Raw genomic sequence first — 20734 nt, 5'->3', positions numbered from 1 at the left:
TCATTCTTACGGAACGTGAAATCCCGGTGTTCTTCCCCGCGCCAGTTCTCAACTCGGTGCGGTTCGGCTTTCAGATTGATCAGAATGTGATGCTGTGAAAACACCTCATGCGGCATACTTGCCGGTTCGGCTTCGAAATACTCGAGCGAAAGCAGCTCGGCCGCACTCGGCCGAACTGAGCCGTCGCTCATTAGTATCGGAGCAGAAGGATAGATGTCTTGATATCTTCGCATGGCACAATAGCTGTCGTGTCTGAAGTATTCCATTATGGAACGCGGTCAAATCTTAATGGGATCTGGAGGCGGGCTCTGGGTCGAAAGCGGTCGGCCCGCTGTTTGGCAACTTGTTCAAGCAGGCGGCCAATCGAAGTTAATGACGTCACCATCGGCAGGCGCGAATACGCGCCTCTGAATATCGGAATCGACCTTAGCAACCGCTGCCATGAAGTCTTTACGCGACGAAAAACAATGGTCGAGAGCCTCCATGTGAACCGCGATCACAAACGCGTTCTTATTGTAGCGACTAACCATTTCGACCAGCTCGGCTCCTTGCGCTGCATCCATGAGCAGGATTTCCGGTGACAGCGCTTCGACGACAGGCCCGCCAGTGTGGGCGATCACGATGTCCGGCTTATATAGTGAGAGGATGTGATCCATCTCGACTACGTCGAGGATGGTGTCACCGGCCCAATAAATGGTGGGCATGCCTGGCGCGGAAAGCACTATGCCGTTCACGCCGCCCATAAGCTCCCCGACCTTTCCCTCCCCGTGAAGAGCCCAGGTTTGGGTTAGCGTGACGCCCCTGAATGTCGTCGAGTTGCTGTCTTCGTCATCGATTTCGCGCACATCGGTGAAACCATAGTCCTTCAGTCGCTGGCTGTGGCTCACTGTCTTGGCAGGGTCACGAGGGCTTATTGGCGCGCGATTTCGCGGTGTGATGAGCGGGATGTCCTTTGAGAGGATTTTGGCCGCAGCGTCGTCGAAATGATCTTCGTGAAGGTGGCTCACGATGACCGCATCGATGTCCGCCACGATGTCGTGCACAGGTGCTGGCAGCTCAACCGTCGGATTGGGTGCGATTCCTGCAAAAGACGGCAGTTCTCCCTTCGCGGACAGCATCGGGTCGAGCAGAAAAGTCATCCCGGCGTAGTGAAGTCTGGCTGTCGCGTTGCGGTAGAGCTGATATTCAACCTTGGCGACATCCAGCGCAATGCGCTTCTTTCCCGTCGCGATCGGAAGGCCGACCAAGGCTGAAGCGATCGCCGCGGCGCCGGTTTGTCGAAGAAATGAGCGCCGGGTCGGGATTTGGTGCAATCTCATGACACGTCCTTTCAGGAAAGGGGTGCGAGGCGGCGTCCTCCTGAAACCGCCTCGCAAACTTGTTCAGTCGATGCCGCGCGCAGTCAGGAAGGCGCGGATTTTTCTGGCAATCAGCTGGGCGTCCTCTTCCAGGGCGAAGTGCCCGGTATCGAGCAGGTTGAAGTCGAGATCTTCGACATCGCGCTTGAATGCTTCGGCGCCGGCAGCCGGGAAGAACGCATCGTTCTTTCCCCAGACGACGAGCACGGGCGGCTGCTCATTGCGCAGATAGGCTTGCCACTCGGGATACATTGCGACGTTGCTGCGATAGTCATAGAACAGGTCGAGCTGCACCTCGTGCTGCCCCGGACGCGAGAGGCGTTCATGGTCGAGAATCCAGTTGTCCGGGAGAATAGCGTCGGGGTTTCGCGTTCCGTGCGTGTATTGCCAGCGCAGACCTTCAAGGCTGAAAACGTTCTTGGCGATATTCGCCTCAAGCTCAGCGTTTTGGCCGCGACCCTCTTCCCACAACTGCATGATCGGGCTCCACGCCGCTTCATTCAGGCCCGCTTCGTAGAGATTGCCGTTTTGAGTAATGATCGATTGCACACGTTCAGGGTGCTGTGTCGCAATCCGAAGGCCAACGGGCGCGCCGTAATCCTGGATCACAAGAGAGTACTCATCGACGCCTTTCTGTTCGAGGAATGTGTCGACGGTTTCTGCGATATTGTCGAAAGTGTATGCGTATTCGTCGCGCGATGGGAAGTCGCTGGCACCGAAACCGGGATAGTCAGGCGCAATCAGGTAGTAATCTTCGGAAAGTAGGGGGATGAGCTCACGGTATTGGTGCGAGGAGTGTGGAAAGCCGTGGAGCAGAACCAGCGCCGGATTGGAAGGATCGCCGGCTTCACGAAAGAATATCTCGGTATCGCCGACCTCCTCAAATCCATAGGCAACGCTTTGCGATGTGGATTGGGCGATGCTTTGTGGCGCCGCGAAAAGAGCAGTTCCGGCGCCAACAGTCGCCATCGTAGCGGCGACCGAGGCGAGGAGAGCGAAGCTGTTGAAGTGTTTTTTCATGGCTTATTCCTTTGATCGGCTAGGGAGCGGATTTCTTGCTGTCGAAAAAGGAACTAGCTTTGTTGTCATGCGATGATAATCAGCTCATTGTAAAAGAACTTGTTCCGTTTTCAGGAATAATCTAGAGCATCGGCCATGGATCAACTCCGCGCCCTCACAGCGTTCGTTGCTGTCGCCGACGCTGGGACATTATCTGGTGCGGCGCGGTCACTTTCTCTCAGTCCGCCGTCGATCACGCGACTGGTTGGCGACCTTGAGGCCCATGTCGGCACGCAGCTGTTTCATCGGACGACCCGGTCCGTCACCCTCACCGAGGCGGGGACAGCCTATCTGATTGACGCGCGTAAAATCCTTGCCGCGGTCCAAGCGGCCGACGACGCGGCGCGCGGGGCGAACGAACGGCCTCAAGGCACGTTGCGCCTAACCGCATCGGTCCTGTTTGGTCAGCACTACATTTCGCCGATCGTGGCGGAGTTCTTAAAGAGGTTTCCGGAAGTGTCGGTCGACGCATTGTTCGTCGATCGGATCGTCAATATTGTCGACGAAGGGATCGATCTCGCCGTTCGGATCGGGCATCTGCCAGATTCCGCCCTCATCGCATCGAGGGTTGGCAAGGTGCGTTGGGTGCTGTGTGCCAGTCCCGACTATATCGAGAAGAACGGCGTGCCAATGTCCCCGGAAGAGCTAGCGGATCACGACATTATTGGCTTCGGGCCGTACCGCATCGAGAATTGGAGTTTTCGCGACAACAAAACCGTGGCTGTGCATCCACGTCTCAGCCTTTCAACTGTCTCAGGCACGATCGAGGCGGCAAAGCACGGCTTGGGATTAACACGGGTCCTGTCCTATCAGATTGGCCCGGAACTGGGCGATAGCGGGTTGCGGACCGTCCTCACGAACTGGGAAAAAGAACCAGTGCCCATTCACCTGGTCCACGCGGAAGGGCCCCTGGGTTCGGCAAAGGTCCGCGCGTTCAAGAGCTTCGCTGCCGATGCGCTACGATCCAATCACTTCTTGAATTAAAGGTGGTTGCTATGGCCTCTCTAAGAAGCGGGGCCGAAGGTTTCGAAGTGAATGCGATCCGTAGCCACGCCCTGTTGTTCGAGACCCGAGCGGAGGTCCGCGATAAAGGCTCCCGGACCACAAATCATGTAATGTGCCGCGTCCCCCGCATTGAGAGCGATCAGCGTCGCCGCATTGATCCGGCCGGCTGTATCGAAATCTATGCCTTGCCTGTCTTGGCTGTCAGGTCGGCTGTAAGCCATCAAGCTGCTGATTTGTCTATTTGCAGCGACCAAAGTTGCCACCTCCGATCGCATGGCGTGGGTCGATCCGCTGCGAGTACCATGGACGAACCACACCGGCCGATCACTGCTTTCGCCCGCAACGGCATGTAGCATGGACACCATTGGAGTGAGCCCAACGCCGGCGCTGACGAGTATCAGCGGGCAGTTGGTGCAGGGGACTGCGAAATCGCCTGAGGGCCGGCGCGCACGGATACGGTCGCCCACTTTCAGCACATCATGCATATAGCGCGAAGCAAGGCCTTTGCTCTCGCGTTTGATGGTCAGCCGGTAAAATCCCGAGGCGGGCGCGCCCGACAGAGAATAACTCCGGCGCACGGGTCCGGGTTGTCCCGGAATATCCAGCTCAATCGGTAGGTGCTGACCAGCTTCGACGGGTTCGAGAGGTAATCCATCGGCTCTGGCCAAATGAAACGACGTGATCCCCGCCGCTTCCTCGACCTTGTCGATGACGGTGAATTGGAGAAGGTCCTCGTCGTCTTCCGACCAGCGCAGGGACAGTGCAGCCGGTCGTTCGATAACCGCGTCGATTGTCATCTCGATCATTCGTCGAGCGCCCGGATCATGGCTGTCTTCGGGTTCCCAGTTGATTTGTGTTGTACCAGATACATGGAGCAACGCGCCGCTTTCGAAGTCAACGAAAACAAGGCCGATCTTCGGATTTACAAGGAGGTTCCCGATAGTGTTGAAAAAGTTGTTACCTGCGTAGTCGGGAATACGTAGATGGCCCTTGTCTATGACCGCCACGAAGCCAGGCTCGCCGCCGCGATGTGAGGAGTCGAAACCGTTTGATGAATGCTCGCCGTGGCGACGCTGTCCGGTGCCAATAAACATTGTATCTGCCGACTGGATAAGCGCGATTTGGCTCTCGCTCAGCGTTTTAGAACGGATTGCACGCTGCGGCGAAACTTTGCTCACACGTCTCCAACGGCGTTCACGGATATACTGCGGGCAATTCCCAAAGCTCTGAACAACCTTGATGCGCAGGCTCGAATCTGAAGGGAGCACCCTCCCGTTTATTCGATTGCGGCGACGGGTTGCCAATTCAATACCAAGAACACCTACGTCGCCGCCGTCCATCAGCGTTTCGACAAGTGGGTCATGCGCATCGGGTTGCGTTCGAACCGTCAGTGTTCGCTCATCGGGCGAAGAGATGAAGCCCTCGGGCCCGTCAATCAGTGTAACCCAGTGCTTCCCATTCGCATCCGCACCTGACACGACCAAGAAGGGCAGCTCGGAGAAAAACGTACGGTGCTGATCGGGCATGTACGGTCGGATGAAGTCCGCCGCCCACTCTGCGACATCTGTTGCACCCACGCGTTGCTGGGCGCGGATCTCGCCTGGGTGAAAGGGAGTTGCGGTACTCACGGCTTAGAAACCAAAATGGCTCAGGCCCGGATGATCTTCGGGCCGCCGGCCAAGTGGCCAGCGGAATCTGCGGTCGCCTACCGGAATCGGATGCTCGTTGATGCTGGCATGGCGCTGATCCATCAGCCCATTGGCGTCGAATTCCCAGTTCTCGTTACCATAGGCCCGAAACCAGTGGCCGCTGTCGTCGCGATACTCATATGCGTAGCGCACCGCGATGCGGTTGCCATCGTGGGCCCAGAGTTCCTTGATGAGGCGATAATCTAGCTCCTTCGCCCATTTTCGAGTGAGAAACTGCTCTATCTGCTCGCGCCCCTGAATGAACTCGGCGCGGTTACGCCAACGGCTATCCGGCGTGTAGGCGAGCGCCACCTTGGCCGGATCGCGCGAGTTCCAGCCATCCTCTGCAAGGCGGATTTTTTGCGCAGCAGTCTCGGCGGTGAATGGCGGCAAAGGTGGGCGCGTATCTGCGGTCATCTCGACTATCCTTAATCGTTTGGCCCAAAAAGACGGGCTCATGATGAAGACCTAGTTCACTTCGAGGATCGGATGAATGTCAGCATCTTGAAAAGCACTATTCCGAATATCGAAATAATGAGGCACCCCTTAGAACGGGCCACAGTGTACGGTTTTCCACCTTCATGACCGACGCAGGAGATACTCATTGTCCTGCTATTCCTAGTCTCTGTGTGATCCAAGAACGATAGCGCTGTGATTGGACAGTAAGCACGGATCGCATTTGTTCGCTGCGATCAACATGGCTCAGCCTCGCGCAGGCACAAAGGTCAGAGGTGGAGCGGGATGGAGCGCCGCCAGAGCGGACGCGGCGCCACACATCTTCTCGTAAATCCACCGATTGGAGAGCCGGGAAGTTTCGCTTGCTGCTATTCTCGCCAAAGTTCTCATGTTTGGATGGCAGCGGCAAGTGGCTACATGTTGCGAGATGTCTCGCTTTATGACGCTGCACTGCGGACAGAACGCGCCTCATTTGCCATGGCAAACAACACCGGGCGCAATACCCTGGCGGATGCGTAGGCATGCGCGCGTTCGTCTGGGAATATAAGTTGGGGTACCGGCCCAGTTTTCTCGAACTAAATTCATATATTTTGATATTATAAGTTCTCGATTTACGTCCCGCCTCTTCTGCCAATCGTGGATTTTCAGACTTGGGCAGAAGTCCGACACCGAACCAAAACGGTTGCGATGCCTAAAAAGACGATTTCGAAGCGCCAGCTCAACCCCGCAGAGTCGATATTCGTGCATTTCTAGGCCGGTCCCTGGGCGTTTGATTCAATATGAACAAAATCGATGAGCAGGCATTGACTTACAAAAGATCGGTCAATGCAGGAATAATGTACCCCCCGACGATTTGATCGCGCCAGCGGCCCCAAATGCCGCCCATGCGGTAATTACCGCCGGTGATAGCGACCACCAGCTCAAGATCGGGGACGACAATCAGCAATTGCCCTCCATTGCCGCTGGCCTGATATGACGTGTAGCTGCGATCACCCACAACAATAGGGTTCAGAACCCAGATGTACGCTTGCAATCCGCCGAAGTAGCTGTTTTGGAAGGCTTCCGGTGTCATACCCGTCGTTTCAGGACTGATCTCGATATAGGGCTTTGTCGACTCTTCAACCCAATTGGCGCTTATGATCTGGCGCCCATTCCACCTGCCTTCGGACACATACATCTTGCCAATCTTAAGGATGTCGCGTGGCCGGATATAGGCACCGCCACCCAGATAGCCTTCGCCGTTTGGCGCAAGCGCCCAGTGATAGGGACCGAAGTCTAGTGGTTTTGCTATGAGTTCGTCGAAGAGCTGATGGACAGGAGCCTCGCCGAATTCGACCAGACTGGCGCCAACAAGATTAGCGCTGCCGGAACAGTAAGCGTAGCGGCTTCCCGGGTCATGAAACATCGCGAGTTTCGCGGTGTAAAGCCAGTAGTCTGGCTCCTTTTCCTGCTCCCACATGTTCCACTCGTTGCCAGCCGACTCGCTAGAATTGACATCGCAATCGAGGCCGCTGGTGAAGGTCATCAAATCGTGTAGCGTGATATCGGCTTTGCGGTCGTCGCCGGCAGGGATGCCTGCATCCCGCAGCAATCCGGCGACAGGGCGATGCTCGGCCGTGATGGCGTGCCCTTGCTGCTGCAAGGCACCCACCATGACCGAGCCGAACACTTTGCCGAGCGATCGTACATCATGGCGCTTCTCCCAACCGTGACCGTAGAAATACTCCTCGTATACGAGCGACCCTCGTCGTGAGATCAACAATGAATGGATAAGATGCGGCTCGGTCCTGGGATCGAGCCCTGCGATCCTATCCGTCAGCTTGTGCAGCGCTTCACGGTCGAAGCCCGCCTGTTCGGGTGTGCCGACGCGCCATCCGTCATTAAGCTGCGGCGGAGGGCTGTAGCTTTCCGTACCCCGATTATCAGGCCGACTGACGTAAGCCAATCGGTCGGTATGGCTTGCCGGGATTAAGCCGATGGGTTCATTGAAACGATCATACTGGAGCCTTAGCCCTCCGTGTTCCTGTTGAAAGAGGCGATGTCGCTGTTCTTGTTCACCGCTTCCGCTGACGAGGCTCCATCCACCTGTAGATTCTGCCTCCACCCTAAACTGACTTGCGCCCAGAGTATTGTTACCCTCAGGGTTCCTGATGACGGCTGCAGTGCTCCCATCTTTGCCTTTGAATACATCCAGAAATACTGTGAATGGCCGGGGCTGAATTTCAATGTTGGCTCGCCACTTGTCCCGATCCGTGGACTTCAGCACCACAGGCGTAGCGACATATTGGTAGTCGAGTAGATTTGGCGGCTGAAACCAGTATCCGCTCACTTCGGATCTATCGGCATTCAACTGGCCGCGAAAAGCCTGCCCGTCGGGCAGCATCAACAAAATCTCGCTCTTGCTTCCCCTCGCCTTTACTATGGAGCCATCGACGTCGGCGAGCCAACTACCGTCGATCATTTTGAGCGTCAGGGCGCGCGAAGGATCTGGCTCCTCGGCACTCCACACCCACAAGCCGAACGGTGCGGTATTTGCTGCTTCGCCGCTTTGCTCCTGGCTTGTCCCAGAGGCGCTTACCGAGAGCAATGCCGCTCCGAGTGTGGCGCGTGCGATGCGCTTTTTCATTTCTCGTTTCCCAAATGACATCAATCAGCGAAGCATTGTCCCGGCGACTTTTTGCGTCACGTGAAGAAACTTGAAGATTCTTGAAGCATCGCTTTTCTGCGGCGATAAGAGATGCATTGTGCAATATGTCCTCAACGATGTGATCATCGACACTGAAGCGCGTTCAGTCTGGCGAGGCACGCGCGTAATAAGGCTCTCCGATTTGAGCTTCGATACGCTGCTATGCTTGGTTCGGGCAGCTCCCGAGCCGGTCAGCAATTCGGTTCTCGCGCAGGCCGTCTGGAATGCCGAGCATGTCAGCGACGAAACCGTTTCTCAAAGGATCGCGCTGCTGCGGAAGGCCTTGGGCGACGATCCGAAAAACCCCATTTACATTCGCACTGTGCGCGGGTCCGGATATGCTATCGCCAGTACAGCTGGAAGACTGGAGACTAAGGCCGCTAGAAGGAAGTGGCCATCCCTTAAGGCACCACAAGATGCCGCGGCGACCTATGGACTGGCGAGCGTGTTGATTGCGGTCGTCATTTTCTTCGTTGCGCCCGATATCGGTTCGGAAACCGCGCAAGACACATCGGAAGCTAGTAAGGCTTCAGAAGTGTCTCTTTTGGTGACGCGTGCCAACCAGCAGCTTGGTCTCCATCAATCCGTCGAGACCCATCGCGCTATTGCCATGCTCCGCGATGCCTTGCACCGAGAGCCTGACAATTTCGACGCGCGCCTTACGCTCAGCTTTGCTTTGTCGACCAAGGCGACCAAGTTTGGCGGTGGCCTCGAAAACAAGGAAGAAGCCGAAGCTCTCGCTCGCGCGCTGATCGAGGAAAGGCCCGAGGACAGCAATGCTTGGTCTGCGCTGGGTTATACGCTCGGCTCTCAAGGGCGCATGAATGAGAGCTTGTCGGCGCTGCAATACGCTTATCAATTGGATCCGGACAATGCGCCTGCAGGCTCGAGCGCAGCCTACGTGTTGCTGGTACAAGGACAGCTATATCAGGCACTCGATCTGGAATTTCAGGTGCTGGCGGCGGGCGGGAGATCGCGCTACGCCGAGATACAGATCGCTCAGAGTCTCGAACTGATCGATCATCCGGCCGCTGAGCGCTGGCGTAAAAAGGCCCTCACTCTCAATCCGGGACAGGTCGTCGTATTAAGCGAGATCGCGAGATCTCACCTTCGCAATGGCCGCGCTAGTGCTGCACTCGAAGCGCTCGAGCAGGCCAAGGGTGACGATCGCTCGGCTCCCTCGATCCTCCAATTAAAAGGGCGCGCGAAAATCGCGCTTGGACATGTCGATGACGCGAGGCGCGCCCTGGAGGCTGCCGGCTGGAAAGGTCAGTACGATCTCGCAGCGCTGGATGCGATGGCTGGGCGTAAAGCGCGCGCTGGCCAGCTACTTTCACCTTCCAAGCTCTCCGAACTCGACAGCGATCCCGATCCGGAATTTCGGATACAGTTGGCTGAGGTATTCGCTGCCCTCGGCGAAAACGAGGAGGCAAAGGCTTTAATGGCGCAGGCAGTCAACCTGGGCTGGAGGGATATCAAGTGGCTTGAGCAGTCCCCATTTCTCGAAGAGGTAATAGGCTCGATCGAATGGCAAGATTTGGAGGATCGGATCATGCGCGAACTTATTGCGCAGCGGCGATTGACAGAGGGCAACACAAAGCTTGCTCTTGCAATCAAGAGCTGAGCAAGCAGGGCAACATATTTCCGTCACCAAAGATCAGCACGGTGCTGCTTCGCCTGGTCTTTCGAACGCGTGTTGCATGGTCGTCGATCAGAGCTTTGCGGCGCGATGAACTGCCATTCCTGCGACCATGCTCGCGACGAAGATTCCGGCCGACATGGGCTCGATAACCAGCGCTGCGAGCCCGGGGCCAGGGCAAAGCCCGGCCAATCCCCAACCGATGCCAAACATGGCCGAGCCTGTCACCAGCCTGAGGTCGATCAAACGCGTGCCAGGCAACTGAAACTCGTCGGCAAAGGCGGGTGCTGGCATGCGGCCCTGGATGAGCCAGCCCAAGGCCATGACAGCTGTTGCCCCTCCCATGACGAAAGCGAGTGTTGGATCCCAATCGCCAAAGATATCGAGAAACCCTCTGACGCGTTTCGGGTCCATCATGCCGGAGACCGCCAGGCCGGATCCGAACAGGCCGCCTGACGCGAGCGAAACGAGGGCACGGCGCATCACCATGCCCATCCCGCCTCATTTGCAAGTGCGACCGTAGTTATTCCGCTCGCGATAAAAGTCAGCGTGGCGACGAAGGATCGACGGGAGAATCGGGACATCCCGCAAACCCCATGACCGCTGGTGCAACCACTCCCCAGCCGGGTGCCGAACCCCACAAGCAAGCCGCCGAAAATGAGCAAAGCGTTTGAAGGAGGGAAGCTGGATTCGATCGGGGAAATCAGGAAATGAACAGCGATGGCTCCAAGCAGCAGGCCGCCCATGAACATCCATGCAGACGACGCCGAAATGCCGGACTGACTAAGCGATAATGCTCTCGCAGCGATGCCGCTAATCCCCGCTATGCGTCCAGAACCCAGCAGCAGCAGCGCAGCGGCTAACCCGATCAGGAGCCCGCCAATCAGGCCTTCGAAGGGCATCGCTCCAGGGAAGGCTGTTATGGTCACAAGGCGTCTACCGGTACCTTAAGATAGGCGACCCCGTTGCTTTCTGCAGGGGGAAAAGAGCCTGCGCGCATGTTGACCTGGACGGAGGGTATCATCAGGTTCGGCATTGCGAGGGCAGCATCGCGTTCTGTCCGCATGGCGACAAAATCATCTTCGCTGATCCCTTCCCGGACATGGATGTTTTCGCGGCGTTGCTCAGCGACGGTGGTTTCCCAGCGATACTCGGTGCGTCCGGCTGGAAGATAATCGTGATTGAGAAATATGCGCGTCTGGTCGGGCAGGGCGAAGATACGCTTGATCGAGCGATACAGGGTCCGCGCATCGCCTCCGGGAAAATCGCAGCGTGCAGTTCCATAATCGGGCATGAACAGAGTGTCGCCAACGAATGCTGCGTCGCCAATCGCGTGGGTCATACAGGCTGGTGTGTGGCCCGGAGTGTGGATGGCACGTGCCTCGATATTGCCGACTTGGTATGTTTCCCCATCGCGGAATAAATGATCGAATTGGGAGCCGTCCGGAATGAAGCACGATCCGGTGTTGAAAACCTCGCTGAAAACGCGCTGAACTTCGGAAATGTGTCCCCCGATGCCCAATCGACCACCAAGCTCGGCCTTGATACGCTGCGCGGCAGAGAGATGGTCTGCGTGTATGTGGGTGTCGATAATCCAAGCCACCGAAAGACCCTGGCTCTTCACATATTCGATGATAGCATTGGAAGATTCGGTCGACGTTCGTCCCGAGGACTGATCGTAATCCAAAAGCGGATCGATGATCGCGCATTGGCGTGTGTCCGGATCGGCCACGATGTGGCTGACATTCTTGGTTGCTTGGTCAAAGAAAGAGGTGACGACCGGATTGCTCATGCCCGTTCAACCTCACTTTCCGCGCCGGACACCGCGAGGTTTTCCGCGTCGTCGCTGCAAAACCGAGCATAGAGGAAAGACATGATCGCCACGGCATCTTCGTGGCAGATCCGATAGAAAATCGATTGGCCTTCGCGCCGGGCCGCGATGATGCCTTCGCGCCGCAATATGGCGAGCTGCTGAGACATGGCAGGAGCTTTGCGGCCTAGTGCCTGTCCCAGCTCGCCCGCAGACATTTCTCCCTGCGCCAAATGGCATAGAACCATAAGCCTGTCCCGATGCGAAAGCAGTCTGAGGAGCTCGCTTACCTTGGAGGCTTTTTCTTCCATCGCCTTTAATTGCATATTTAATGAATTATGCAATTAAAGGCGATGAGTCAAGTTTCCGCTTCTCAGTGGGCGCCGTGGTATATCTCGCTGGTACCGTGTCCATAGGCGTGCTTGGGAGCCTAAAACCGGAACGGCACGCGCGCGCTCACTGTCACGTCCGGTGCATCGGTTGTCATCCCTACGCCGACGCTGGTGAGCAGTGAAATCCGGTCCGAAATGGCAAAGGTGGCGCCTAGGTTGAGCAGCCCGACGGTAGACCCGCTACCGATGACATCGCTGAATTCTCCTTCGTCAAACCGCAAACGCGTTTCATCGCCATAGCGGAGAGTGAAGCTGGTTGAGATGCTCGATTTTTCGTTCAGGGCGAAGGCGAAGCCTGCGCCGAACTGAATGGCGTTGCCAATATCGACGTCGCCCGGCTGCAAACCTTCTATCTCGTCGATATCTTCGAATCCGCGCTGGAAATTATGGAAGTAGGTGAGGTTCCCGAAAACGATCATCGGATCGAGCGTCTTCAGCACGGACGCGCCGACGGATGCTGCCCAAACGCCGCTGCCCGTGGATAGCGATTCCGGAACTTCGAGATTACCCTCTGTGCCGGGCACTTCGACCAGCCCGATCCCGAACGGGTCGCGGCCGGTCGGACCCTTTACACGGGCGTTTATGACCACATCGGGCCGCCTTACGGTTTCGCGCAGCAGCCGATAGCTCACGCCGCCATTGATATCGCCGATGCCGAATTCCTCGACACGCGCATCGGCGAGGCCAGAGGCGTTACCGCCGGCGCCGCCCGACTGGAAAACGGAGGAGCGGTAGATCACCGGAACGTTCACGTCGAATTGCAGCCGGTCACTCGGGGCAAAGCGTCCGGTGAAATCGGTAGTGATGATATCGGAGCTCTGTTCATCGATGCTGATGAGGCCGAGAAAGATCGCATCGAGCGCCAGGAACCCGCTCAGGTTGATGCGCGCGTCATCGAAATGCGCGTAATTGATGCCGGTCTCGAAGCTGAAGCGCCGCCCGAAATAGCCTTGCGCATCTTCCGTTATATCCGTGACCGACTGTGACGGCGCAGGCTCGCGCCGGGTGGCGGATTCCGTCTCTTCCGGTTCCTGGTCCTGTATGGCGCTCACGAAGCCGCTTGGCCCGCGAAGCAGCTCGATTTGGTCGCCGCGATAGGTCGGTGACATCACGTTCGTACCGAAACCCCGACCGCGCATCGCCGCTTGTTCCGCGGCATTGAGCGGGTATGCACCGGCCAGTCCAGCGACCTTTTCCAAACGGTCTAGCCGGTCCTCAAGATCGGCAATTCTCTGGCGCGAAGCGCTGTCACGCGCGCGCAGCTCTGCAAGTTCTGTAGCCATGTCCGGCTGAACCGCTTCATCAAGCTCCTGGCTGAGATCGTCGCTTTCGATCCACTCCGCTAGAGGATCTGCATCCTGAGCCGCGGCGGTCGTTGCAAAAGGCAGCGCGGTGGCCGTGGCAAGCAGCACGCTTGCTCTTCTCGCTATGTCGGGCATTTTTCACTCTCCCCTCTGGTCAGATGTTTTTCTCTCTGTGCGACCCGGAAGGTTGTGCGCTCCTGCTTGCTATGGGTTGAGCAGCACCCACAAAGTCGCGACGTCGGGGACGCCGCTTTCATCGAGCTTTGCGAGCCGCTGGAATTGGGTGAGCGCTTGCCTGAACTGCGGAGAATCCTTCCCATCGGGTTCGCCGCGATAAAGCCCGCGGCGCGCGAGCTGGTTCTGCGCCCGCCAGATTATCCTCTCGTAGACGACGGCGCTCTTGTCGCCCTCGCGCACCTCGACCAGTTCGGATTTGCTTGCGAGGCGGTGCGGCATCATCGACACGACGAGCCGCTGCGCGACCATCGCCAGACCTTCTTCCTTCGCGCGCTTGCAATGCTGGTCGAGGATCAGCGCGAACGCCTCAGGCGTGTGCCATGGTGTCAGGTCAATAGTGTTGGGTTCGTACCGATTGGCGGCGGTCAGATACCCCTCGATAAAGCCGATGTAGCGGGCCGATTGCCTCGTTCCGCCCTCGCGCGCCGCGAGGTAGTCGGCGCAATTGGCCCGCCCGGCATCCTCGACCGCGAATTGGTGATCGACCGTCTCGGCCCTCGCATGAGGCGCGCTGAAAATGCTCAAGGTTGCAAAGGCGATCAAAGCGCAGGTCGCCCCGCCGATGCCATCCTTGATAGGCGATGCCAGTCGCCGTGCGCTTTCCCTGTTCACATTCCTCTCCCCTTCATCGCTGATAGGGCGGTTTGCACGCTGTGCTGCCTTGCTTGATTGAGGTCATTCACGCCGACGGTGATCGCCATCTCGTTGCGGATTGCGTTGAGGCTGCTTTGGAGGATCACGTGCTGAGCCGCCTGGTTGAGTTCGCCGCTGATGCCTTGGCGAACGGATTCGCTCCCGCGGGTCATCGCGATGCCGAGCTCATTGCGGGCCACGTTGAAATCGATGGATTCGCCTTGGTCGGTCAGATGCGACACGCTCGATGAAATCGAGGAAGCCTCATCAGCGGGAAGCGACTGAAGCGACGCCGCGGGGACGACGGACACGCGCATATTATTGAGGACATTGTTATCCGATCCAGCGAGTTCTTGCGTCTGCACGAGGCCGTCGATGCTGCCGAATTTGCCGATCGAGAGCGCCGGTTCGGACTGGGCCAATTGTGCGCTGTTGGACAAATCGGACTGTATGCCGGACACGTCCATGGTGGAGTCCGCGCAGGTTGCGCAGACGCGATTCCACGAGATCTGAACCGTCGGGACCGCGCCATCCAAGTTGCCCGCGCCGTTCGCGAAGTCGACGTTGAATTGCAGGGTCGCCATCAGCGTCACGCCGTCAGCCGATTGCCAGCTCTGCAACAGTTCGACGCCGAAGAAATGAATGGAGTTGGACCTGATGAATTTACCGCGCATATCCGACATTTCATCGTCGGAAATCTCGCGCCCTAGGCCCTCGAGGCCGGTTTCGGGCGGAGCTGCGGAAATTAGCGAAAGCGATCCAACCGTCAGCAGGCAGCTTCGGAATGCCCGGTGCCAATTCGCGATGGGGCGGGTTCTCGTGCTCTCTTTTTCAAATGGTGAATGTGCCATGGCCGTTTGTCCTAGAAGACGAAGTTGAAGGCTGGCCCGAGACCCTGGTCGTAAATCTCCGCGTTTCTGACGGGAGAGCGCAGGCCATAAAGCCGCGCTGCGGAAAGGGGCGGGGGCGGGTTGAGAAGGACCGTGTCAGGATCGAAGCCATCGCCGACGATGACGAAGACGACGTTGTTCCACGATTTCAGAAAATCGCGCCGTGACATGGTCCGGTTGCCAAGTGCGGGATCGCCGATCTGGACGAAATCATCGCGCACCTTCTTTACGACCACGAAGTGTTTGTAGTTTTTGATATCCAGCAGAGCGATCGCCGGAACCTTCAGGTTCTTGAGCGCGTCGTATTCGACTTCGTAACCCTGCCCGGTCATGCCGACCGCGAGAACGTAATTCTTCATGTCGAGCAGTGAAAATCCCTTCTCCCGGATCACATCCGGATCGGCGATTTTCAGCATGTTCACGAGGACTTGCTGCTCACTCGTATTCTTGCCGTATGCGTAGTTGAATATCGTCGCCAGCGCGGCAGCACCGCAGCTGAAATCGGTCTGCTGACGTACGAGGTTGGTGAATTTGCGGGTCCGCCAGCTGGATACCGGCTTGTAGAGCGGCTGGGCGCGGAGTCCCTCCTGCCCGACGGCAAATGGCTGGATGCCTCCGGGCGCGCTCGCGCACCCTGCAAGGCTGCAAAGCATCCCGATGCTGATCAAGGGCAGGCAGACAGTTCGCATGATCCCGTTGCTTTCCAAAAAAAGGTTGGGGAGCCAGCGAACCGGCTCCCCAAACAGTGGTCAGCCTCAGCTGGGGTCGTCCGGCGGGGTACCGCCACCATTCCCGGCTCCAGCCAGACCGACTGCAGCGATCAGCGAGTTCATCTGATGGTTCATGCTGCCCGCGGCGATATTCACGCCGAGATTGCCTGCACCTTCAAACGAACCGGGGCTCACGATGTTGATCTCATCCTGTACGTCGATGAGGTTTCCGACGCTGGCCTGGATCACACCGGCTGTCGCTTCGGCCATGGCCGAATCGGTCGCGACTGCCAGGACAAGCGCATTCTTCTGCGTGTTCATCGCACCGGCAGCAGCGTTGATCCCTGCATTGCCGTTCACGGTAACCGAGCTATCGGTTGCGAACACGGTGTTCCGGATACGCCAGTCATTGGCGGAGCCACCGGCCTCCTCATCGTCTTCAGCCTGATCGTTCACAGGATCTTCGCCGATAAAGTTGAGCGTCGACAGCTGAAGCGTCGTGAGCGAAGCTTCCGCCATGCCACCGGCATCATCGTCAGTCCCTTCGAAGTTCGAAACTGCCAATGCCGCGATGTTTTCCTGGATATTGTAATACCCGGCGGAAAGGTTGATCCCGACATTGCCTTCAACGTCGAGTGTCAGACCATCGACCGTGTTGACCACGGGCGCGAAGAATCCAACACGGATTTGCGGTTGAAGGTCACCATCGAGGAAGTCGAATGGCGCACCGAGATCACCGTTTTCGCTAAATCCTGGTCCGAAGACCGGATCGACGAAGCCATTTTCGCCATTGAGCTCGTTTTCTTCACTGAAATAGAGCGTGTTTCCGATAAGCGCTTGCTTGTTGTCCACGATCGCAACTGCGGCGGCATCGACATTGATGTCACCATTCAGATTGACCGTACCGACAAGCGTGACATCCTTGGTGAAGTCGACATCGGTTTCGATTTCCGTTTCGATTTCGTTCTCATAGTGCACTTCGGCAGTGCCTTCGAGACCAAGGCTGACGCCTTCATCGGGCCGCTCTTCGAGTGAATCGCCGAGTTCATCGACGATGTCGGCCAGGGTACCATCCTGGGCGATCGTGGTGGCTGGTGCAAACGATACGGCTGCTGCCGCTACGCCTGCGAGGAGCACATGTTTTCGCATTTCAATTCTCCTGTTCTGGGCTCAATTCGTGCCGACCTCCATGGACAGCACAGCGACATTGGCCGAGGTGTTCCCCGTGCCACCGATGAGGCTGACTTGAACGATCCCACTGCTGTTTCCGAACGCAGTCGGATCGATCTGCGCTGTGTATTCGGATGCTGCGGAAGAGTTATTCGCCCCCTTCGGGTCTGAGGAAGCGCGGGTCTGCGAAAGCAATGCGGTGCTCGCGATCTGCCCTTCCAATCCGGTTGTTATCAATGTGAGGTTGGCTTGCTGGTTGTCGGACCCTGCGGCGATATTGATCGCCGTCAGGCCGTGGCTGTCTGCGAAGGCTTCACCGACAATTCGTGCAGAATAAGTGCGACTTTCCTCGGGCTGGGTGTGGTCCGCGGCTTGTGCGACGACGGCCGTGTTGATCGCGAAATCGCCGGAAGCGACAGAGGCGACATTTGCCTGCTGGTTCCCGTTTCCTGCGGCGATATTGAGCTGACGGACGCCATCGAATTCGCCGATCTCGTTACCGATCTCGATATAGTCACCGGGCTTTTCGGGGGAGGGCGCCTGGGCGTCCTGCGCGTCGGCGGTCGCACTGAAGCTAAGTGCCAGAGCAAGACCAAGAATTGAGAGGGGGCTGCGCACTTTGGTCATTGCCCGGTTCCGTTTAGACCGCCGAGTGCGCCTGATACCGAGCCTAGGGCGCTTCCGATCGCCGAGTTTGCTGCTGCTAAGCTCGCATCGACCGAGCCGGAAACGATCGATCCGGCGGACGTCGGTCCCGAGCCGTTCAGGAAGGACAGCCCGTTTTGCTGGAGACTGTCCGCGATCAACGAGTCCGTCGCCGCACTGCCGGCATCGACCTGATTCAGAAAGCTGAGGCCGTTCATTACACTTGAAGTGATCGTTGCCGCCTGCGCATCGTCGAGTTCGGCAAGGCCAAGATCGAGCGCATCGGCGAAGGCGTCATTGGGTGCGAGCGTCACGGTTAGCGCCTCGCCCGCCGCATCGTGCTGAGCGGGCCGGGTCGGGACCTCTCGCAACACGACCATGCTGCCCGGGCTTGTTTCGGCTTCCATCTGGGCGGACTGTGCCGACGCGCTGGTCACCGGAGCAGCCGCAACCAATATCGCCGCGATCGCTATCGGGGCATGGGTTACAGGCCGAAACCGTATGTTCGCGAATATACGTTTGGTTTGAGGTGCCCGCATGTTTTCTCTCCCGCAACGGACCGCCCACCGTGTTCGCCAGTGGGTTGCCGTGTTCGAGATTGATTGTGCCGATACCGCGTGCCGCGGGCTATCCGGCTGATTTACAGCATGATTGTCCCGAGTCGCTTTCCCTTAGGCATTTGCGCTTGGTAAGAACCTGTAGGTAAATTTAACCAAGAGTTCTTCGGGGCGGCCGAAACACGGCGTCATCTGCTCTAGTTCTTCGCGGAAAAAGCGCTTTGACAGTCAGACGCTTATCTATCGATCTTCACAGATCCGAACTGAGAAGCGATCCAGCTGCAGCGCGTCAGTTGACGATAATGCAATAAATATACTATTCTGGATTAGTGAAAAATAAATAATAAAACAAAAATTAGTGTAGTTAGCTAAACAGGCTAACCTATCTTATATTTGAAATTCACAGTTTTGGGTTCGCATAGTTAGTAAAACAACGATGCAGGGATAAAGCTTGTGATTATCAGCGATACCGAGAATTCGATACCGTTAACCAGGCGGGAGAACGAGATACTGAGATGGGCAGCTCGAGGTTTGACGACTAAAGAAATTGCAAAACATGTCGAAATCGCGCCTAGAACCGTCGAACGTCATATTGAGAATGCGAGACTGAAAATGCGAGCGCGAAACCGCGTTCATATGATCAGCAAAGCTGTCGCGTCAGGCATCTTGACGATCGAGGACAATACTCTCCATCCGCAGACGATCCGGCTCGACCCGGTCTGATCCAAACGCGGCAGTGGCACGTCCCAAGTGAGCTATTGCCAGTCCCGGCGATCCGCCTAAACAAGGCCGATGGCCAAGGGGACACACGATTTCGCGCCCGATCCGCGCAATGATGCGGTGCTGATCAACGTCAACGGAACGCTGGTGCCACGCGCCGAGGCGAGCGTATCGGTGTTCGATAGCGGGTTCATGCTGGGAGACGGTGTCTGGGAAGGGCTTCGCCTGCAACGCGGCAGACTCGCGTTTCTGGAAGCTCATCTCGACCGCCTTTACGAAGGCGCGAAAGCCATAGCGATGGATATCGGGCTGAGCCGCGAGGAACTGACCGGCCGATTGTGCGCGACCATCGATGGCAACAACATGCGCGGCGAAGACGGTGTGCACATCCGATTGATGGTCACACGCGGTATCCGCTCGACGCCTTACCAGGACCCGCGCGTGGTGATCTCGCCTGCGACGATCGTGATAATCCCGGAATACAAGGCGCCCCTGCCGGCGACCATCGAAACCGGGATCAGGCTGTTCACGGTCCATGTCCGGCGCGGCGATCCAGCGGTTCAGGACCAGAAGCTCAATTCGCACAGCAAGCTCAACTGCATCACGGCCTGCATTCAGGCGGCGCAGGCAGGGGCGGACGAAGCGCTCATGCTCGACCCGCACGGCTTTGTCGCGACGTGCAACTCGACGCATTTCTTCATTGTCCGGAGAGGCGAGGTCTGGACATCCAGCGGCGATTACTGTCTCGGCGGGATCACCCGCAGCAATGTCATTCAGCTATGCCGCGAAGAAGGGATTCCGGTGTTCGAGAAAAACTTCTCGCTCACCGACGTTTATGGCGCGGATGAGGCATTCGTGACCGGGACCTTTGCAGGTGTCGTACCCGTGACCGAGGTGGATGGAAGGCATCTGACAGATGGGCGTGGTCCGATGGTCGAGCGGTTGCAAGGTCTTTATAAAGCGCTGATGGATCGAGACGCCGCTTGACCGTCCGCATTGCCATGTGGAGCGGCCCGCGAAACATCTCGACCGCGATGATGCGCAGCTTCGGCGCGCGCAGCGATTGCGCGGTGTCGGATGAACCGTTTTACGGCGCCTTTCTCAAGCACAGCGGCGAGCCTCATCCGATGGCCGCGGAGACAATTGCGGATATGGACTGCGACTGGCGAAGCATTGTCGAGACGCAATCCGGCGATGCGCCAGAAAACCAACCTGTCTGGTATCAAAAGCACATGCCGCACCACATGATCGGCCCGGTATCGATCGCCGATTTTCCGGAGCACAGGCACGCTTTCCTTATCCGCGCGCCGGAAGGGGTTGTCGCGAGCTATCGCGCGAAGAACGAGCTGCGCCGGCCCGAAATGCTGGGCTTCGCAAAGCTGCGAGAGTATTTCGATTTTGAAACCGAAAGGGCGGGCGCGCCTGCGCCGGTGGTCGATTCCGACGACATTCTTCGCGATTCGCATCGCACCTTGTCCAGGCTTTGCTCCGTCCTCGGAATTTCGTGGGACCCAGCGATGCTTTCGTGGGAGAAAGGCCCGCATGAAGATGATGGTGTTTGGGGCGCGCATTGGTACGACAAGGTAAACGCGTCGACTGGATTTGGTTCTGCATCGGGCCCGCTGCCTGAACTGGAGGGCGAATATGCGGAAGTCGCGGAGGCTTGCCGTGGGGATTACGAAGCGCTCAAAGCCCATGCAATCTGATCCGGGCCGAGGCGCCTCGCAAATTGAATTGGTCCCTCTTTTGAAAAAGCTCTGCTAGCAGACCTCCCT

At 57.5% G+C, this 20734-nt stretch carries 21 protein-coding genes; 5 read left to right on the top strand and 16 right to left on the bottom strand.

Annotated elements, in window-relative coordinates; translation table 11 throughout:
• Positions 1–347 precede the first annotated feature (347 nt).
• Together IB285_RS07700 and IB285_RS07695 are read right to left on the bottom strand one after the other, a co-directional pair.
• Positions 348–1319 carry an MBL fold metallo-hydrolase gene (locus IB285_RS07700; RefSeq protein WP_190787631.1) on the bottom strand — a complete coding sequence of 324 codons (972 nt, stop codon included), beginning with the start codon at positions 1317–1319 and terminating at the stop codon, positions 348–350.
• A gap of 63 nt (positions 1320–1382) precedes the next feature.
• A complete protein-coding gene (locus tag IB285_RS07695; RefSeq protein WP_190787630.1) occupies positions 1383–2378 on the bottom strand; it encodes an alpha/beta fold hydrolase in 996 nt (331 codons plus the stop codon).
• 135 nt (positions 2379–2513) lie between these two features.
• Between IB285_RS07695 and IB285_RS07690 the strand changes: the two genes are divergently transcribed.
• A complete protein-coding gene (locus tag IB285_RS07690) occupies positions 2514–3401 on the top strand; it encodes a LysR family transcriptional regulator (protein ID WP_190787629.1) in 888 nt (295 codons plus the stop codon).
• Between the two features lie 20 nt (positions 3402–3421).
• Here the strand turns inward: IB285_RS07690 and IB285_RS07685 are convergent, their stop codons facing one another.
• From IB285_RS07685 to IB285_RS07675, 3 genes are all read right to left on the bottom strand, one after another.
• Positions 3422–4948: an FAD-binding oxidoreductase gene (locus tag IB285_RS07685; protein ID WP_190787628.1), complete on the bottom strand. Its 1527-nt coding sequence runs from the start codon at positions 4946–4948 to the stop codon at positions 3422–3424.
• Between the two features lie 105 nt (positions 4949–5053).
• Positions 5054–5527: a nuclear transport factor 2 family protein gene (locus IB285_RS07680; RefSeq protein WP_190787627.1), complete on the bottom strand. Its 474-nt coding sequence runs from the start codon at positions 5525–5527 to the stop codon at positions 5054–5056.
• A gap of 847 nt (positions 5528–6374) precedes the next feature.
• A complete protein-coding gene (locus IB285_RS07675) occupies positions 6375–8192 on the bottom strand; it encodes a serine hydrolase domain-containing protein (RefSeq protein WP_190787626.1) in 1818 nt (605 codons plus the stop codon).
• Between the two features lie 118 nt (positions 8193–8310).
• On the opposite strand from IB285_RS07675, the gene IB285_RS07670 reads away from it, so the two are divergent.
• The gene (locus IB285_RS07670; RefSeq protein WP_190787625.1) at positions 8311–9876 is read left to right on the top strand and encodes a winged helix-turn-helix domain-containing protein; all 1566 of its coding nucleotides are present in this window, start codon (positions 8311–8313) and stop codon (positions 9874–9876) included.
• A gap of 87 nt (positions 9877–9963) precedes the next feature.
• On the opposite strand, the gene IB285_RS07665 is transcribed toward IB285_RS07670, so the two are convergent.
• The 11 genes from IB285_RS07665 to IB285_RS07615 form a co-directional block, all read right to left on the bottom strand.
• Positions 9964–10374, bottom strand: a complete 411-nt coding sequence (locus IB285_RS07665) for a DUF6691 family protein (protein WP_190787624.1) — start codon at positions 10372–10374, stop codon at positions 9964–9966.
• Complete coding sequence (locus IB285_RS07660; RefSeq protein WP_190787623.1) at positions 10374–10793, bottom strand: YeeE/YedE family protein; 420 nt, start codon at positions 10791–10793, stop codon at positions 10374–10376. The genes IB285_RS07665 and IB285_RS07660 overlap by 1 nt, the downstream gene beginning before the upstream one ends.
• A 23-nt stretch (positions 10794–10816) precedes the next feature.
• Positions 10817–11683, bottom strand: coding sequence for an MBL fold metallo-hydrolase (locus IB285_RS07655; protein ID WP_190787622.1), 867 nt, complete (start codon positions 11681–11683; stop codon positions 10817–10819).
• Positions 11680–12012, bottom strand: coding sequence for an ArsR/SmtB family transcription factor (locus IB285_RS07650; RefSeq protein ID WP_190789030.1), 333 nt, complete (start codon positions 12010–12012; stop codon positions 11680–11682). Before IB285_RS07650 ends, IB285_RS07655 begins: the two co-directional genes overlap by 4 nt.
• Positions 12013–12131: 119 nt before the next feature.
• Positions 12132–13532 (bottom strand): hypothetical protein, encoded by a 1401-nt coding sequence (locus IB285_RS07645; RefSeq protein WP_190787621.1) that lies wholly within the window; start codon positions 13530–13532, stop codon positions 12132–12134.
• Between the two features lie 69 nt (positions 13533–13601).
• The gene (locus IB285_RS15130) at positions 13602–14246 is read right to left on the bottom strand and encodes a peptidoglycan-binding domain-containing protein (protein ID WP_190787620.1); all 645 of its coding nucleotides are present in this window, start codon (positions 14244–14246) and stop codon (positions 13602–13604) included.
• On the bottom strand, positions 14243–14860 hold the full coding sequence (locus tag IB285_RS07635; RefSeq protein WP_190787619.1) for a hypothetical protein: 618 nt from the start codon (positions 14858–14860) through the stop codon (positions 14243–14245). Before IB285_RS07635 ends, IB285_RS15130 begins: the two co-directional genes overlap by 4 nt.
• A gap of 269 nt (positions 14861–15129) precedes the next feature.
• Positions 15130–15846, bottom strand: a complete 717-nt coding sequence (locus IB285_RS07630; RefSeq protein ID WP_190787618.1) for a C39 family peptidase — start codon at positions 15844–15846, stop codon at positions 15130–15132.
• Between the two features lie 66 nt (positions 15847–15912).
• Positions 15913–17016, bottom strand: coding sequence for a hypothetical protein (locus IB285_RS07625; protein WP_190787617.1), 1104 nt, complete (start codon positions 17014–17016; stop codon positions 15913–15915).
• A gap of 21 nt (positions 17017–17037) precedes the next feature.
• Positions 17038–17664, bottom strand: coding sequence for a hypothetical protein (locus IB285_RS07620; protein ID WP_190787616.1), 627 nt, complete (start codon positions 17662–17664; stop codon positions 17038–17040).
• Positions 17661–18119, bottom strand: a complete 459-nt coding sequence (locus IB285_RS07615; RefSeq protein WP_190787615.1) for a hypothetical protein — start codon at positions 18117–18119, stop codon at positions 17661–17663. Before IB285_RS07615 ends, IB285_RS07620 begins: the two co-directional genes overlap by 4 nt.
• A gap of 573 nt (positions 18120–18692) precedes the next feature.
• Here IB285_RS07615 and IB285_RS07610 point away from each other — a divergent pair.
• The 3 genes from IB285_RS07610 to IB285_RS07600 all read left to right on the top strand — a co-directional run bounded on the left by IB285_RS07610 (position 18693) and on the right by IB285_RS07600 (position 20665).
• The gene (locus tag IB285_RS07610; RefSeq protein WP_190787614.1) at positions 18693–18962 is read left to right on the top strand and encodes a LuxR C-terminal-related transcriptional regulator; all 270 of its coding nucleotides are present in this window, start codon (positions 18693–18695) and stop codon (positions 18960–18962) included.
• Positions 18963–19031: 69 nt separating this feature from the next.
• Positions 19032–19946 (top strand): aminotransferase class IV, encoded by a 915-nt coding sequence (locus tag IB285_RS07605; RefSeq protein ID WP_190787613.1) that lies wholly within the window; start codon positions 19032–19034, stop codon positions 19944–19946.
• A complete protein-coding gene (locus tag IB285_RS07600) occupies positions 19943–20665 on the top strand; it encodes a sulfotransferase-like domain-containing protein (protein WP_234033090.1) in 723 nt (240 codons plus the stop codon). The genes IB285_RS07605 and IB285_RS07600 overlap by 4 nt, the downstream gene beginning before the upstream one ends.
• Positions 20666–20734 lie beyond the last annotated feature (69 nt).

The sequence above is a fragment of the Erythrobacter rubeus genome (genome assembly GCF_014705715.1).
GTDB lineage: Bacteria > Pseudomonadota > Alphaproteobacteria > Sphingomonadales > Sphingomonadaceae > Erythrobacter > Erythrobacter rubeus.
This window is presented reverse-complemented; position numbering and strand designations above follow the sequence as displayed.